Annotated in this window: 12 protein-coding genes and 1 tRNA gene; 6 read left to right on the top strand and 7 right to left on the bottom strand. The window is 39.0% G+C overall.

Features of this window, described 5'->3' with window-relative positions; all coding sequences use genetic code 11:
* Window positions 1-46 precede the first annotated feature (46 nt).
* Window positions 47-1,186: a glycosyltransferase gene (locus tag GR160_RS14310; protein WP_160750573.1), complete on the bottom strand. Its 1,140-nt coding sequence runs from the start codon at window positions 1,184-1,186 to the stop codon at window positions 47-49.
* A 47-nt stretch (window positions 1,187-1,233) separates the two neighbouring features.
* Between GR160_RS14310 and GR160_RS14305 the strand changes: the two genes are divergently transcribed.
* A complete protein-coding gene (locus GR160_RS14305; protein WP_160750572.1) occupies window positions 1,234-2,058 on the top strand; it encodes a glycosyltransferase family 2 protein in 825 nt (274 codons plus the stop codon).
* Window positions 2,055-2,465, top strand: coding sequence for an FdtA/QdtA family cupin domain-containing protein (locus GR160_RS14300; RefSeq protein ID WP_160750571.1), 411 nt, complete (start codon window positions 2,055-2,057; stop codon window positions 2,463-2,465). The genes GR160_RS14305 and GR160_RS14300 overlap by 4 nt, the downstream gene beginning before the upstream one ends.
* An 8-nt stretch (window positions 2,466-2,473) precedes the next feature.
* On the opposite strand, the gene GR160_RS14295 is transcribed toward GR160_RS14300, so the two are convergent.
* The 4 genes from GR160_RS14295 to GR160_RS14280 are packed head-to-tail and all read right to left on the bottom strand — an operon-like array spanning window position 2,474 to window position 5,729.
* Window positions 2,474-3,409: a glycosyltransferase family 2 protein gene (locus GR160_RS14295; RefSeq protein ID WP_160750570.1), complete on the bottom strand. Its 936-nt coding sequence runs from the start codon at window positions 3,407-3,409 to the stop codon at window positions 2,474-2,476.
* A gap of 4 nt (window positions 3,410-3,413) precedes the next feature.
* Entirely contained in the window at window positions 3,414-4,148 is a 735-nt protein-coding gene (locus tag GR160_RS14290) for a class I SAM-dependent methyltransferase (RefSeq protein ID WP_160750569.1), read from the bottom strand.
* Window positions 4,149-4,158: 10 nt separating this feature from the next.
* Complete coding sequence (locus tag GR160_RS14285) at window positions 4,159-5,046, bottom strand: glycosyltransferase family 2 protein (protein WP_160750568.1); 888 nt, start codon at window positions 5,044-5,046, stop codon at window positions 4,159-4,161.
* A complete protein-coding gene (locus GR160_RS14280; RefSeq protein WP_160750567.1) occupies window positions 5,046-5,729 on the bottom strand; it encodes a cell division ATP-binding protein FtsE in 684 nt (227 codons plus the stop codon). The genes GR160_RS14285 and GR160_RS14280 overlap by 1 nt, the downstream gene beginning before the upstream one ends.
* 273 nt (window positions 5,730-6,002) lie before the next feature.
* Here GR160_RS14280 and GR160_RS14275 point away from each other — a divergent pair, with 273 nt between their 5' ends.
* Window positions 6,003-9,032, top strand: coding sequence for a tetratricopeptide repeat protein (locus GR160_RS14275; RefSeq protein WP_160750566.1), 3,030 nt, complete (start codon window positions 6,003-6,005; stop codon window positions 9,030-9,032).
* Window positions 9,033-9,045: 13 nt separating this feature from the next.
* Window positions 9,046-10,803 (top strand): TonB-dependent receptor, encoded by a 1,758-nt coding sequence (locus GR160_RS14270; protein WP_160750565.1) that lies wholly within the window; start codon window positions 9,046-9,048, stop codon window positions 10,801-10,803.
* Window positions 10,804-10,878: 75 nt separating this feature from the next.
* On the opposite strand, the gene GR160_RS14265 is transcribed toward GR160_RS14270, so the two are convergent.
* Both GR160_RS14265 and GR160_RS14260 read right to left on the bottom strand, forming a co-directional pair.
* Window positions 10,879-11,718: an aminotransferase class IV gene (locus tag GR160_RS14265; protein ID WP_160750564.1), complete on the bottom strand. Its 840-nt coding sequence runs from the start codon at window positions 11,716-11,718 to the stop codon at window positions 10,879-10,881.
* 51 nt (window positions 11,719-11,769) lie between these two features.
* Window positions 11,770-12,162, bottom strand: a complete 393-nt coding sequence (locus tag GR160_RS14260) for an START-like domain-containing protein (protein WP_160750563.1) — start codon at window positions 12,160-12,162, stop codon at window positions 11,770-11,772.
* A gap of 148 nt (window positions 12,163-12,310) precedes the next feature.
* Between GR160_RS14260 and GR160_RS14255 the strand changes: the two genes are divergently transcribed.
* Window positions 12,311-12,384, top strand: a tRNA-Met gene (locus tag GR160_RS14255).
* Between the two features lie 388 nt (window positions 12,385-12,772).
* Window positions 12,773-17,077 (top strand): type II CRISPR RNA-guided endonuclease Cas9, encoded by a 4,305-nt coding sequence (gene cas9 / locus GR160_RS14250; RefSeq protein WP_160750562.1) that lies wholly within the window; start codon window positions 12,773-12,775, stop codon window positions 17,075-17,077.
* The last annotated feature ends 2 nt before the right edge of the window (window positions 17,078-17,079 follow it).

The raw sequence follows: 17,079 nt of genomic DNA, 5'->3' as shown, positions 1-17,079 counted from the left end.
TTTTTTTATGATTAAGCTGATTGTTTTCAATCATAAAGATAACAAATTACTGAGTCCATGCCTGCAAATATATGTTGGCAACCTTAATGTAATCGTGCTCTTTTTCTATAAATGCCCTTGCCCGTTTGCCTAATGCAATTATTTCGTCCGGATTTTCTATTAAATAGCTAAGTTCGGCAGCTATTGCACCGGCATCCGGCAAAGCATTAACGGCAACTCTTTCCGTAAGATCGTAGTGGTCAGTAAATTCATCCTCTGCTCCGGTAAAAACAACTTTGCCTTTAGCCATGGCTTCAAGGGCATTATATCCCTGGTCGAAAGCATAAACCTGGTCGAGCACTATATGCGCACGGTTATACATTTCGATATATTGGGCATAAGGTACATTTTCTGTGACTATGATTTCAACTTTTTCAGCATATTGTTGCTGTATTTGCTGTAAGGCATCTTCAAAAAAAACAATACCTTTTTTTATATAGCTCAGCCTGTTAATACCTAAAAAAATAACCACTTTATTGGGTATTTGCAGATCAATAAAACTAATTTTTGATGTGTTTACAGGATTAGGGATTAGTTGCGTATTGTAACCCATGCTTCTCATAGGTATCTGATAATCCAAGTCAGATGTAATGATGCAGTTAGCATTGGCCTGTACCCATTTAAAAAGCTGTCTGTGATTGTTTTGCAGGTATTTTAAGGGGTAGGAGTAATAGCTCTTCAGGCTTTTGTCTTTTAGGTAGGGTGTAAGTATAGAATATCTTGGCCTGCCCGAAATGCAATAATCAATAACAGGAGTTTCGTCTCCGCAAACCAGCAGGCTCATGGTTTTATTTTGTTTTATCAACTTTTTTAAAAGCCATTTTGCAAAAGCAGGATGTGTTTCTATGGCATCGCTGTTAATGAGCTGTATGTGGTCAAAACCTTTAAGTTTAGGTAGTAGACCATAAAAACGCAAACCTTTTTCTGTGCGTTGCAGGTCGATTCCTGTAATTTTTTTTAAAGCCCTTGTTAGTTTTAACAGAGGCTTATACTTTTCTGTAAGCTTTGCTGCAATGCTGTAATCTGTACTGTAGTTTTTAAAGTCGTCTCCGGTGCCAACAATAACAGCAATGTGCCCAAGTGCCTCAAGGCCCTCTTTTAAAGAGTTGTGCAACCTGCTGTATTCGCCAACCAAAAGTATTTTCATTTCCGGAGCCTTAAAGTTTTATATTTGTGTTTGTAAATATATAACAATTGGCAGAAGCGTTTAAACAATCGGATGTTGAAATTTTGGTAGCTACCATGCATCGCAACACCCTTGATTTTTTAGTGCCTATGTTTCCTTATGCACCTTTTTACAGCTACAATATTTTGGTTATCAACCAAACAACAGCGCAAAATATAATTACATCGCCTTATCCTTCTGTACGTGTCATCAACTCTTTTGAAAGAGGGTTGGGCAAAAGCCGCAATGTTGCGTTGCAAAATGCTGTGGGCAGGCTTGCAATGCTGGCCGATGACGATGTTATTTTTACAGAAGGTTTTGATACTGCAATAGCAAATGCTTTTAATATTTTGCCTGATGCAGCGCTTATAAAATTTAAAGCAGAAACTTTTGAGGGCATGCCTTTTCAAAAATATGCATCAGGCATTAAAAAGTGCCTCAATGCAATAGACCGATTAAATATAATGTCAATAGAGATAGCCGTTAACACAGCGCTTATTAAGAAGTCGGGAGTGCTGTTTGATACACGGTTTGGACTTGGCAGTATTTTTCCGCTATCTGAAGAACCTGTTTTTGTAAACGACCTGCATAATAAAGGCTATAAAATGGGATATGTGCCAAAGGTTATTGAAACCCATAAACCTGTAATGGACAGTGGTAACATCAACCTATCTGAACTTTACCGTATTAAAGGGGCCATTTTTCAACGCATTTTTAAATCCCGTTATAATTTGTGGCTGGGCATACAATTGTTTTTTCATATTAAGCACGGGGTTATTAAATTTGGCGATATTAAAAATTGTATTAAAACTGCTGCCCAGGGCAGGAAACAATATCTTGAAAGCATAAAATGACTACTACACTAAACAATATAAATATAATTAGCCTTCCGGTTGTGGAAGATGCCAGGGGTAATCTTGCATATATACAGGAGGGAATAATTCCGTATGCCTTTAAAAGGGTTTATTATCTTTTTGATGTTCCAGGTGGGGCAGAGAGAGGAGGGCATGCCCACAAAGTGCAGCACGAAATACTGATTGCCTTGAGCGGCAGTTTTGATGTTATTCTTGACGACGGTAACGAAAAGAAAACGTATACGCTTAACAGGCCGGGCAAGGGGCTACATATACCGGACGGTATATGGCGCGAATTGCAAAATTTTTCATCGGGGGCGGTGTGCCTTGTTATAGCACAGGATGTTTTTGATGAAGAAGATTATATCAGAGAGTATGATGATTTTTTATCTTCAAAGAAAGTTTAAAGGAGGTATTAATTATATACACTAAACTCGATACCCTGTGCATGCAGCCAATGCTTAAATTGCAATAGCTTTCTTAGAATAAACGGAGGAACGTTAAAAAGAATTTTTGTTTTGGCATTTATATTTTGCGGCAATACCGATCGGTATAATTTATCCGAGTTTTCATAGTCGCCCTCAATCCTGTATTTTAAAGCATACTCTAAGCGGTAAATGTCTATAAAGTTTTTAAGGCTTCGATTGTTTTTTTCTTCTTTTAAAAACTGATTGAAGTCCATTATTTTTCGCCCTTTCATTTTTTGGCGCGACCAACTGTGCGGAAGATCGAAAGTATATATCATTGTATATGCATTGCTCACTGCGACGGGATATTTAATTCCAATGCGAATCCACATTTCGGTATCTTCGGGATGTGTAACATTTATATTAAACCCCCCAACATTACTAAAAACATTTTTGGGTACAGCCACTGCCGATGTTACTGCAAGCCTGTAGTTAAGGCTGGCTCCAAAATGATCGGGCACAATGCCCCTGTAGTTCTCTTCAACCCCTATAAACTGTGGGGTAATTATATTTCCCTTAGCAATTTTTATGGTATATCTTGAGGCGAGCATTCCTGCATCAGGATAATCAGTATGCAGTTTATGTATAACCTCCAGATGTTCCGGAAGCCAAATGTCATCGGCATCTAAAAATGCAATAATTTTTCCGGAAGCATTTTCTATACCTGTATTGCGCGCAGCCGAAACCCCTTGGTTAATTGTTTTTATATATTTTATACGGTTGTCTGTAAATTGTTTTACAACCTCTTCGCTGCTATCGGTACTGCCATCGTTTACAATAATAATTTCAAAGTCAGTAAACGTTTGGGCAAGGGCACTTTTTATAGTGTTGCTAATGTATTCCTGCTTATTGTATAATGGTGTTACTACCGAAAAAAAAGGCATAAAGCTATGGTTTGGTTAGTACAAAAACAGTTTCGTTAGCCGTTAGTCCATGATATTCATCTCCTTCAAAAATGCGCGCATCTGCAACAAACCCGGCCTGTTCTAACCTGCCTTTCAGTCCCTGTACAGAGTATATCCTTACATGGTCGTCCTGCCCAAAGTGAATTTCGCGTTCTGCCGGGCTTGTTATACTGAAATCCTCATAAATATCTCCGTCTTTAAAAGGGGTCTGGATAATTGCTTTGCCATTTGGTTTCAGTACACGATATAGTTCTGCCATTGCCTTGGCATCATCAGGGATATGTTCTAAGATATGATAGCAAATAATAAGGTCTACAGTATTGTCTTTAATATCAAGGCTGGTAATATCATACTGAAAATCGGCAATAAAATTACCGGACAGATCGGTGCTTATATAGTTAATATTCCCGATTGACTTCATTTTTCTTGCCAGTGCCCTCGACGGGGAAAAATCTAAAACAGTAATCCCGTTGTAGAGAAAACCGGAGTTTAATAATGTCCATAAGCGCCTGTCGCGGCTAAGGCTGCCACAACGTGCACAAAGCAAATCGTTATTAGGCAATTGTAAAAAGCGGCTAAGTTTTTTATTGCAAACACTGCACTGGTGCTTGCTGCCACTGTATAATAAAGAGTATATGTTTCTTAAAAACACCTCATGCTTCATGAGCTGCTTAGGGCTTACAATACGGGAAAGGATTTTTTTTGCAGATACGTACATCTGTTATGTGTTACTTTAAAGAGCAAAGATAACCTAAACGGTAAACATCAAATATAAATAATGACGGACGTTTGCTTAAAAGGTTCTTTTTCCAGCTATTTTTAAAGAGGTTAAAAATAAAAACCACAGTTCCGGTCAGGCCTGTTTTTTTAATTTTATCGTAAGCTGCACCCAGCCTGATATAATTTACGGGTATCAGATGGTTGTCTATCAGGTATTTGAATCCAACGGTGGCTTCTTCAGATTTTTTTATGAATTTTTCGCTGGTATCCAGTCCCAAATGGCATACCGGGTTGTGCACATGATGTATCTTTACATGCTTTTCGCTCAAATTGTAAGAAAAAAGCACGTCTTCATACCGCAAATTAGGGATTGTCTCATTAAACGATACTTTACTAAAAATGCTTTTTGTAATAGCAAAGTTAAGGGTAAGCAAAGAAAGATAGGGCATATCCTGGCGGGGCACTACATGCAATGCCTCACGCTCACGGCCATACACCCAGCGCAAAAGTTTTTCGCGCGGTGGCACGTGCGACGTGTATTCTATTCCGCCATAAACCACTTTTTCTTCGCTGTTAAGGTATTGCAGGTAGTTAGCTATAAGTTGTTTATTTATTGGGAGAGTGTCGGCATCAAGAAAAAGAAGCCAGTGATAGTTAGCTTTTTGTGCCAACAGGTTTCTTATTTTACTCCTGCCTATATTTTGTTGCAGTAAAATATAGGTACAATCATCAATAAGAGCAATATTTTGGTTTTTGCTAACAGTTTCCTGATCTGTAGAGGCATCGTCTATTACAATGATCTCAAAATCTATATGCTCCCGTTTAGCCTGTGTTTGCAGTTCCTGAGCCAGCGGAAAAACATTATAATTATATGTAGGTATAAGTATAGAGAGCATTATACTGTTCTTTGCACAACTTCAAACAGGGTTTTATTCTCGCATTTTAGGGTTTTGGCAGGAAACTTCATTATCAGGGCATAATCGTGTGTGGCCATAATAATGGTTTTGCCGTTTTGGTTAATTTCGAGCAGCAGTTGCATTACCTCTACACTGGTTTGCGGGTCAAGGTTTCCTGTGGGTTCATCGGCAAGTATCACTTCGGGATCATTTAGCAGTGCACGGGCTACTGCAATGCGCTGCTGCTCTCCACCCGATATTTGATGCGGCATTTTAGGAGCGGCATTTTTCATACCCACTTTATCTAAAACTTCGTTTATTTTAACATCCATTTCGCGTTTTTCACTCCAACCTGTGGCTTTTAGCACAAACAAAAGGTTTTCATATACCGTTCTGTCAGGCAGAAGTTTAAAATCCTGAAATACAATTCCAATTTTTCTGCGCAGGTAAGGTATGTCGCGCTCTCTTAGTGTAGCAAGATTATATTCTACAAATTCACCTTCGCCTTCTTTTAGTTTAAGGTCGGCATACAGCGTTTTCATCAGGCTGCTTTTTCCACTGCCTGTTTTACCAATAATATATATAAACTCTCCCTGGCTTACCTCAAGGTTAATGTCTGAGAATACAACATTGTTTTCCTGATATATTGTAACATTTTTTAATGATAATACCGGATGAGACATATATTTAAAATTATTAGTATTTGGTAAAAGTAGTAAGTATGTGCCTGTAATCAAAATTTTATTTAAGATGCATTGTTCCAAATAACTTTAAAATTGGTTAATCTTTGGTTAAAATTAGGGCTGTTTTTTAATGTTAATTTAATGATATGTCAGGTTTTATAAGGTTTTGTTGCTGTTTACTGCATTAGAGCAGTAATACTAAAAGCACAAAAACATCCGTTTCATAAAAATAAGAAGTGCTATATTTGGCTTACCATAAAACAACTATAACCTATGCGTAAACTTAACAGGCTTTTGCTCTGCTCCATACCTTTTATGGGGTTAAGCCTTTCGGCACAGCAATCGGCTATTTACACCCATCAGCTTAAAGATTATGACAAGGCAGTAATGCTTTATAACGACAGGCAGTATCAGGCTGCCCAAATTCTTTTTGAAAAAACAAAAGAAGGAAACCAGGATACAGAGGTTCAGGCAGACTGTGCCTATTATATTGCCGTTAGCGCAGTAAAGCTAAACCAGAAAAATGCCGATGTGCTGGTACAGGATTTTGTAGAAGATTATCCGTCGAGTACAAGGCTCAACCAGGCCTATGCCGAGGTTGCAGGCTATCATTTTAGCCAGGGAAGCTATAAACAGGCTTTAGAATGGTATGAAAAAGTAGACGAAAGAACACTAACTGCTGATGATACCGATCGGTATAATTTTCAAAAGGGATACAGCTATTTTACTGCCGGCGATAAAAAGGAGGCAGATAAATATCTCAGTAAGGTTAAAGACTCTAAGACTTATGGCACTCAGGCAAAATACTATTTAGGTTTTCTTGCCTATGAGGGCGACGACTATAAAAAAGCCACGCAATATTTTGAGCAGGTTAAGCAGGGTAGCGAAAAAGAAAAGTATAGCGAAAAAATGTCCTACTTTCAGGCCGATATGGCCTTTAAAGAAGGCAACTTTCAAAAGGCAATAGATTCAGGCTTACCACAATTACCCAAAAGCGATGCTGCCGAAAAATCGCAGCTCAACAAAATAATAGGGGAGAGCTACTTTAACCTTGGCCAGTATGATAAAGCCATACCATACCTTAAAAATTATAAAGGTACAGAGGGCAAATGGAATAACACCGATTTCTATCAATTGGGTTATGCCTATTACAAGCAGGGTGATTTTGAGAGTGCTATAGCAGAGTTCAATAAAATAATTGGAGGTAACGATGCTGTTGCACAAAATGCCTACTATCATTTGGGCGAAAGCTACCTTAAAACCAATAAAAAGCAGCAGGCACTCAATGCCTTTAAAAATGCCTCTGAAATGACATTCGAGGCTAAAATTCAGGAAGATGCTTACCTTAATTATGCTAAATTGAGCTATGAAATTGGTAACCCTTATCAAAGTGTGCCTGAAGTGCTGGGTGCATTTATAGAAAAATATCCTGCTTCGCCATTCAGGGCAGAGGTACAAACACTGCTTATCAATTCATACATAACCTCTAAGAACTATAAAGAAGCACTTACGCTTTTAGATAAAAATAAAAGTCCCGAAAACAGGGCTGCCTATCAAAAGGTAACGTTTTACCGTGGTATGGAACTTTTTACCGATGGCGATTTTCAGGGGGCGCTGGCATTATTCAAAAAGTCGGTTGCCGAGTCTAAAGACCCGCGCATTACCGCACGCGCCACATTTTGGAAAGCAGAAACAGAGTATATACTGGACCAATACAGCGAAGCACTTATTAGTTACAAGCAATTTGCCGGATATGCCGATGCTAAAACAACACCGGAGTTTAAGCATGTAGATTATAATATTGCCTACACGTATTTTAAACAGAAAGAGTATGGCCAGGCTGCTGTTTATTTTGGCAATTATGTTGCCGCGACAACTTCTAAAGATGATAAGCAAAGGCTGAACGATGCTTACCTGCGTTTGGGCGACAGCCAGTTTGTTGCAGGTAAATACTGGCCAGCCATGGAGGCATATAACAAAGCTATAGAAATGAATGGTATAGACGGCGATTATGCATTGTTCCAAAAGGCAATTAGTTACGGTTTTGTTGCCCGTAATGAAAAGAAAATAGACGACCTTAACCGCTTTATACAAAACTACCCTAAGTCTAAATATGCCGATGACGCCTTGTATGAACTGGGTAACACGTATGTAACAGAAAAGCAAAACAGTGTTGCCATACAAACCTATGACAAACTTATTGCGAATTATAAAGAGAGCTCTTATGTAAGTAAATCGCTAATGCGCCAGGCTCTTATATATTATAACTCTGAACAGGATGCCAAAGCGCTTGCCAAATTTAAAGAGGTAGTGCAAAAGTTTCCTAATACACCGGAGGCTATGGAGGCTGTAGAAACCTCCCGACTTATTTATGTTGACAGTGGCCGTACCGAAGAATATGCTGCATGGGTTAAAACCCTCGATTTTGTTGATGTTAGCGATTCCGACCTTGATAACACTGCATTTGAAGCTGCCGAAAAGCAATATCTGCAAAATAACACCAAGCAGGCCATTGCATCGTTAAGCAGTTATGTGGCGCAATTCCCTAACGGAATATCGTCGCTTAAAGCTAACTTTTATCTGGCGCAGTCATATTATGCCGATGGATTGGAGAGTAATGCAGTACCTAACTATGAGTTTGTAGTGTCTAAACCACGTAGTGAATATACAGAGCAGGCACTGGCAAGGTTAGCGCAAATTCATTTAAAGGCTAACGACTACACTAAGGCTATCCCGGTTCTTAAACGCCTTGAGGCAGAAGCAGACTATCCGCAAAACGTAACCTTTGCCCAGTCTAACCTTATGAAAGGTTATTATGAACAAAAAGATTATACCAATGCAGTGGTGTATGCCGATAAGGTTTTGGCTAACAATAAAACCGAAGACCGTGTGAAGAGCGATGCCCAGATCATCGTGGCGCGATCTGCCATAAAAACTAACGATGAGGTTAAGGCAAAAGCGGCCTATGCCAAATTGTTAACCATTGCTAAAGGAGAACTTGCTGCCGAGGCATTGTATTATGATGCTTATTTTAAAAATAAAGAAGGCAAATTTGATGCAAGTAACACTGTTGTACAAAAATTATCTAAAGACTATTCCGGCTACAAATATTTTGGAGCTAAAGGCCTTGTAATAATGGCTAAAAACTTTTACGGATTAAAAGATAGTTTCCAGGCTACTTATATACTGGAAAGCGTTATCAAGAATTTTACTGCCTACCCGGATGTGGTTGAAGAAGCCCAGGCCGAGCTGAGCAGGATTAAAGGAGAAGAAGGAAAACGCAACTCATCTGTCCAAAATTAATTTAAGTAAAGCCATGAAGATAAAGTTTCAGTATAAAATAGCCGTATTGGTTGCATTTGCAGGCCTGCAGGGAGCACATGCACAAAAAAAAGACGAGAACATTGGTACAGAGGTGGTAAATGTGGTTAAACCTTACACACCAACAATATCTGATGCATTTAAAATAAAGGAAACCCCTGTTATAGAGGATGAGAAAGACGCCCCTAAAGAGGAGATAAAATATAATATTTTTTCGTTTCCGGTGGCTTCTACCTTTGCGCCCGCAAAAGGTAAGGCAGCCGCGGTAGATAAAGAAGCACGCGAAAAGCTGTTTAATAACTATGCGACTTTAGGATTGGGAAACTACGGTACTATCAACGCCGAGCTTTTTGTTACCCAAAACCTTAATGATGGGCAATATGTTGGCGGAATGCTACGTCATTTATCGTCGCAGGGAGGCATAAAAGATGTTTTGCTTGATGACAAGTATTATAACACCGGCTTAGACCTTACCTATGGCAGCAGGCAACAGGACTACAACTGGAATACCGATCTTGGTTATCAGCATCAGGTGTACAACTGGTACGGACTGCCATTAGAGTTCCGCACGTTTGATGAAGCTACTGTAAACAGTATAGATGAGCAGCAAACTTATCATACTTTTTATATAGGAGGAAAAGTTACTACCAAAGACAGCTTTTTTCATGAGGCAAGTGCACAGTACAAACGTTTTTGGGATGCGTTTGGTTCTGCCGAGAACCGCTTTTTTATAAAGCCTTCTTTTGATGTGGATGTTGCCAGCGAGAAAGTGAAGGTAGATATTATTGCCGATTATGCAGGGGGCGATTTTGAGAAGAACTATTACACTAACGACGACCTGACCTACAGTAATTTTAATTTAGGTGTACAACCATCTATTTTGTTTCAACAGGGAGATGTATCAGTTCAGTTAGGAGCCGGGGTGTTTTACAGCATGGGCAAGATTAACGATAATAAAGACAACAAGTTTTTCATATATCCCCAAATTAAGGCTTCATACAAGCTTGTGGGCGACTTATTGGTTGCCTATGGAGGGGCAGAAGGTGGTTTAAAGCAAAATTCGTATGCCGATTTTGTATCGCAAAACCCATTTGTTTCGCCAACACTGCCTGTTATGCCTACCAATCAGCAATATGATATTTATGTGGGTCTTAAAGGAAAAGTAGCAGAGGGTGTAGCTTACAACATTCGCGGATCTTACCAAAGTGAAGATGACAGGGCGTTTTTTGTAAACAATAACGCTTTGGAAATACTGCCGGATAGGGATCTTAAAGGATATTCTTATGGTAACTCTTTCGGGTTGGTGTATGATAAACTAAAAACAGTTAGCTTTTTTGGAGAGTTAAAAGCTAATCTGTCTAAAAAAATAGCCTTTGGCATTAACGGCACCTACAGCAGCTACAGCACAGATCAGGCAGAAGCGTGGAACCTGCCCGAAATAAAAGTGGGCGCAAGCCTTGATGCAGATATTACACAAAAATGGTATGCTGGTGTCAACGTATTTTTTGTGGGCGACAGGAAAGACAGGATAGGTGTTACTGATGTTACAGACCCAACATTGTACACTTTGCAAACTGTAACCCTTGACAATTATTTTGATCTTAATGCACATGCAGGCTATAAATACAGCGATCGTCTTACGGGCTTTTTAAAGCTTAACAATATTATCGGTCAGGACTACCAAAAATGGTTAAATTATCCTGTGCAGGGCTTCCAGTTTTTACTTGGAGCCTCTTATAAGTTCAATTTCTAATAAAGTAATTGCTCTTTAAAACACCAAACCCTGAATATCAATTATTCAGGGTTTGGTGTTTTATGTATGTAAAGCTTAGCTAAACCTTATTTTGGCATTAAGTCTTTTTAATAAGTCGGTAGCAATGGTGCTGCCAAATTCTTTTTTACGGTATTTGGTTATAGGCTGTATCCCGGTAATAACATTCGTTATAAAAAGCTCGTCGGCCTTTTGCAGGTCAAAAGGAGATATTGATGCCTCTGCAACTTCCAGGCCTTCAACTTTAGCTGCAATAGCCAGGATCTGCTTTCTCATAATTCCGTTAAGGCAACCGTCAGAAAGGGGGGGAGTAACCAGTTTAGAACCTGTAAGCATAAATATATTGCCTTGCAGGGCTTCAACCACGTTTTTGTCTTCGTTAATAATAAGACAATTATTGTAACCATTTTCGCTGGCAAATATGCTTCCGGTTATCTGTACCATCTTATTGGTGCTTTTAAGCGTGCTTAAGAGTTGTTTGGTTACATGATAATCTTTAAATAATTCGACCTCATAAGCAGTGTTTGTAAAGCTATATAAAGGGTTTTCGAGATTTTCGGCAGTAATTATATACTCGGTGTCATTAGTTGCAGGCAAATAACGCCCTCCGTTTTCCCTGAAAAATGTGATTCTGGCTCTGAAAGAAGCGGCTGACGGAAGAGCGCTAATCAAACTTAAAATTTGTTCTTCCATGTACTCCATTGTAAAGTTCATAGGTATTTCCATCCTTACAATGCGCAACGAGGCCATTAACCTAAAATAATGATCTTCAAGAAAAAGAACCTTATTGTCTAAAACTTTTAAGGTTTCAAAAATGGCATCTCCATATAAGAATGCCCTGTTTTGGTGGATGGATATGTTAGATTCGGCAACGATGCTGCCGTTATAATTGATCATAAAAAAAGCCCTGAAAATTCAGGGCAAATATACTGTAATTAAATTAATGTTTTAAACAGAACCTAAAACATGCTTTAGATCAGATATCTGGTTTTCCCATAACTGTTTTGATTCGCTCAGATCTTTTGCCTCAGCAAAATCAACTACCATTAACGATACGTCTTTAGTAATTTCGTCTACAAGGATACGTAACTCAAAATAATAATCGCCATCATTGTTCTGCTCATCAATCCAACGGAACTTAACTTTTTCGCCACTTTTTTTAGAAGACAGCCTGGCTTTTTCCTCTGCATCATCCCATATAAAAGTAAAGAACTCTCCACGTGAATTAACATTATCGGCAAACCATTCAGATAAGCCCGATGGAGTAGAAATATATTGATATAGAAGTTGTGGCGATGAAGTTATCGGAAATTCAAGTTCGTATTTAATTTTTTCGTCCATTGGTGTAAAAATTTTTGGAAATATATAATAATTACCTTTCAAAAAAAAGCATTTAGTAAAATAATTTTTTTTGTAAAAAAATGTTTGCAGCCTTTAAATAAAGTTCTATATTTGCACCCGCATTCAGGCAATGAATGCTTGACAAAATGGCGAGGTAGCTCAGTCGGTTAGAGCGCAGGATTCATAACCCTGAGGTCACGGGTTCAACTCCCGTCTTCGCTACAAAATGTAGTAAAACCCTTTCAGGAAACTGAAAGGGTTTTTTGTTTTTATTATGTTTTTTTGATTTAACGGTACACAGTTTATTGTGTTTCAATGGTTGGTATCCTTAAATTTAGGGCATAAAAAAAGCCCCGAAGGTAGTCGAGGCACTAAATGTTCTCACAACGGAATAATCCTTATTGTGAATTGCTTTCAAATTGTACTGCAAGGTAATTAAATATTTTATACATACAACAATCATGTAGTAAAATACCCATTAATAGGGATGTTAAAGAAGTATTTAATTTTTAACTTTCGGAGAAAAATAAAATGCTTAATATGAGGATTTCCTTATTTTTTGTAATTCTTTTTTGATTTATTTTAATATTGATAAACAAAGTAATTATACATGAAAAATATTTTAGGTCTGGACCTCGGCACAACTTCTATCGGTTTCGCATATATTGTAGAGGGCGAAACGCCGGAGCAATCGTCTATACAAAAGCTTGGAGTAAGGGTAAACCCGCTTACTACCGATGAACAGACGAATTTTGAAAAAGGCAGACCGGTATCGGTAAATGCCGACAGGACCTTAAAACGTTCTGCCCGCCGCAACCTTAGCCGTTTTAAAGACCGCCGCAATAACCTTATAAATGTTTTGCAGAAAGCAAATATTATAGATGATAATGCTTTGCTCGCCGAAGATGGTAAGAATACTACACATACTACCTTTATGTTGCGTAGCCAGGCTGCTACACAGCGTGTAGAAAAAGATGAACTTGCCCGTGTGCTGCTTGCCATAAACAAGAAGCGTGGTTATAAAAGCAGCCGCCGTGCAAAAAACGAAGAAGAAGGGCAACTGGTAGACGGCATGGGAATAGCCAAACGCCTGTATGACGAGGGGCTTACGCCGGGTCAGCTTACTTATATATTGCTTAAAGAAGGTAAAAAACAGGTGCCTGACTTTTATCGGTCGGATTTGCAGGCCGAGTTTGACAAGGTTTGGGAATTCCAAAAGCAGTTTTACCCGGAGATTTTTACCGATGCCTTCAGGAAAAATATAGAGGGCAAAGGGCAACGTGTTACATCGGCAGCGTTTTGGGGTAACTATAATTTTAATACAGCCGAAAACAAAGGCACCCGGGAAGAAAAGCGCCTGCAGGCCTACAAATGGCGGGCCGAAGCAGTAGAAAAGCAGCTGGCTAAAGAGGAGGCCGCTTATGTGGTGACTGAAATAAATGCGAACCTTAGCAGTTCCAGCGGTTACCTTGGGGCTATAAGCGACCGCAGTAAAGAGCTGTACTTTAATAAACAAACGGTTGGGCAGTACCTGTATAAGCAACTAGCCGATAACCCACATACGCGCCTTAAGGGGCAGGTGTTTTACCGCCAAGACTATCTTGATGAGTTTGAAATCATTTGGCAAACACAGGCACAATACCACCCCGAACTTACAGAGGCATTGAAAGATGAGGTAAGGGATATTGTTATTTTTTACCAGCGTAAGCTAAAATCACAAAAAGGGCTGGTAAGTTTTTGTGAGTTTGAGAGTAAAGAGGTAGAGCGAATTAAAGATGGCAAAACCGTAAAACAAACCATAGGGCTTAAGGTAGCGCCAAAATCGTCGCCGCTATTCCAGGAATTCAAAATATGGCAGGTGTTACAAAACTTGGAGTTCCGTAATAAGGAAACCAAAGAAAAGTATATACCTGATGAAGCGGCCAAGCAGCAGCTGTTTGACGAACTCAACCTTAAAGGCAATCTTTCGGCTGCCGCTGCCATTGCGTTTTTAGGCTATAAGCCAAAGCAGTGGGAGGCTAATTACGATATGCTTGAAGGTAACAGGACAGCGCGTTCATTTTATGAAGCATATATGAAAATACTCGACATAGAGGGGTATGATGTGCGCGGCACCTTTAAACAACCTGATGCCGATGTTATAAAGCCTGAAGATATACCGTTACCCCCCGCACAAATTAAGGAAGCCATAGTACCCATGTTTGAAATACTGGGTATTGATACAGGTATCCTCAATTTTGATGCGGAGCTTGACGGCAAGGCATTTGAGCAGCAACCGCAGTACCGGCTTTGGCATTTATTGTATTCGGCGGAAGACGATACCAAAAAGTATTCTGAAGACGAAATTTTTACCTACGGCAACGATAACATTGGCCTGAAAAAGCAATTGTGTGAAAAATTTGGTTTTAAACCGGAGCACGCAAAGATATTGGTAAACATTCCGCTGAGTGATGATTATGGCAGCCTGAGTACTAAGGCTATGCGGAAGATATACCCATATATCAAAGATAACAATTATAGCACCGCATGTGCCAATGCTGGTTACAATCATTCTGCGGCTTCGCTTACGCGCGATGAGATTGCAAACCGCCCGCTGAAAGGGAAACTTGAATTACTCAAAAAAAACAGCCTGCGTAACCCTGTGGTAGAAAAGATTTTGAACCAAATGGTTAACGTGGTAAATACATTAATAGATACCGAAAATGATAAGCTTGAATCCGCCGGGCAGTCACGCGACTTTAAATTTGATGAGGTGCGTATAGAGCTGGCACGCGAACTGAAAAAGAATGCTAAGGAACGTGCAGAACTTAGCAGCAACATCAACAGCGCCAAGGCAGAGCATGATAAGATAGTTAAGGTGCTGCAGTCGAAATTTGGCATTAAAAACCCTGTGCGTAATGATATTGTACGCTACAAGCTTTATAGCGAACTTAAAAACAATGGCTATAAAGATTTGTATACAAACACATATATAAGACCCGAAATGATTTTTAGTTCCCTTACCGATGTAGACCATATCCTGCCGCAATCGAGGTTGTTTGATGATAGTTTTTCTAATAAAACGCTTGTATTCAAGAAAGATAATCTTGAAAAAGGTAACCGTACAGCTCACGATTATATAGACAGTAAATACGGCGCTGAAGGTCTCGCAGAATATGAAGCGAGGGTAAAAATGCTTTTTGACTTCGGGGTAAAAGGGAAAGAAAAAGAGGAGGGTATTTCTAAAGCTAAATACCAGAAATTGTTAAAAAAAGAAAGCGAAATAAGGGATGGGTTTATAGCCCGTGACCTGCGCGAAAGCCAGTATATTGCCAAAAAGGCCAAGAATATGCTGTATGATATCACTCGTGTGGTAGTGTCTACTTCGGGCCAGATTACCGACAGGCTCCGCGAAGACTGGGGGCTTATTAACATAATGCAGGAACTGAATTTTGAAAAGTACAAAGCCCAAGGCCTTACGGAGTTCTTAGAAAAGAAAGACGGTTCGCTTAAAGAAGTAATTAAAGACTGGACTAAACGTAACGACCACCGCCATCATGCCATGGACGCCCTAACTGTAGCCTTTACCAAACAGAGTTTTATACAATACCTTAACCATCTTAATGCAAAGAGTGAAGGACATAAAGACCATGCCCATATCATTGGCATTGAGCAAAAAGAAACCCACAGAGTGAGAGAGGACCGCGATAACAGTAAGCGTGTGTTTAACTTACCCATGCCGAAATTCAGGGAACAGGCTAAAGCGCACCTTGAAAGCGTACTGATATCGCATAAGGCAAAGAACAAAGTGGTAACTATAAACCGAAACCATATAAAAACCGCTAAAGGTGAACTGGTAAAACCGGAGCTTACCCCACGCGGTCAGTTGCATAATGAAACTGTATATGGAAAGTATAGATATTACAACGGCAAGGAAGAGAAGATAGGCCCTAAGTTTGATGAAGCAACCATTAAAATGGTAAGTAACCCCCAATATAAGAAACTGCTTTTACAACGATTGGCAGAAAACGACAACGACCCTAAGAAAGCATTTGGCGGAAAAAATGCCTTGTCTAAAAACCCGCTTTATATTAGTAGTGAAAAAACGCTGGGAGTTCCTGAAAAGGTAAAACTAATATGGCTTGAGGAGGATTATTCTATAAGGAAAGACATTACTCCGGAAAATTTCAAGGACCTTAAAAGCATTGAAAAAATACTTGATGAAGGTATAAAACGGATCATGCTACAGAGGCTTGAGGAGTTTGGTAATGATCCAAAGAAGGCCTTTACTGATATAGAGAAAAATCCGATATGGCTTAATAAAGAAAAAGGCATTTCTATAAAACGGGTAAAGATAAGCGGTATAAAGAACGCCGGGGCGTTGCATACTAAGAAAGATCATTTGGGTATTGATATTTTAGACAAAAATAACAATCCTATTCCTGTAGATTTTATAAGCACAGGCAGTAACCACCATGTGGCTATATATATTGATGAATCAGGTAAACTTCAGGACAGAATAGTTTCTTTTTTTGAAGCTGTAACCAGGGCTAAACAGAAGATTTCTGTAGTTGATAAAAATTACAACTCTCATTTAGGATGGCGGTTATTATTTACAATGAAGCAGAATGAATATTTTGTATTTCCAAATGAGGAAACGGGTTTTAACCCTTCAGAATTGAATCTTCTAAGTCATGAAAATAAAAATCTTATAAGTCCTAATCTTTTTAGGGTTCAGAAATTATCAAGATTAATTTATGGAACCGCCGTGGTACGTGAATATGTATTCAGGCATCATTTAGAAACATCTGTTATAGATACTAAAGAACTTCAAGGTATTGCTTACAAGTCAATAAAGGGGCTTACACCGTTTAAAGATATTGTAAAAGTCAGAATTAATCACTTAGGGGATATAGTGCAAGTTGGTGAATATTAATA

Origin of the sequence: Flavobacterium sp. Sd200 (assembly GCF_009826935.1) — a bacterium.
In the GTDB taxonomy this organism is placed as follows: Bacteria; Bacteroidota; Bacteroidia; order Flavobacteriales; family Flavobacteriaceae; genus Flavobacterium.
Note: the sequence above shows the minus strand (reverse complement) of the source record. Positions and strands in the feature narration are given on the sequence as shown.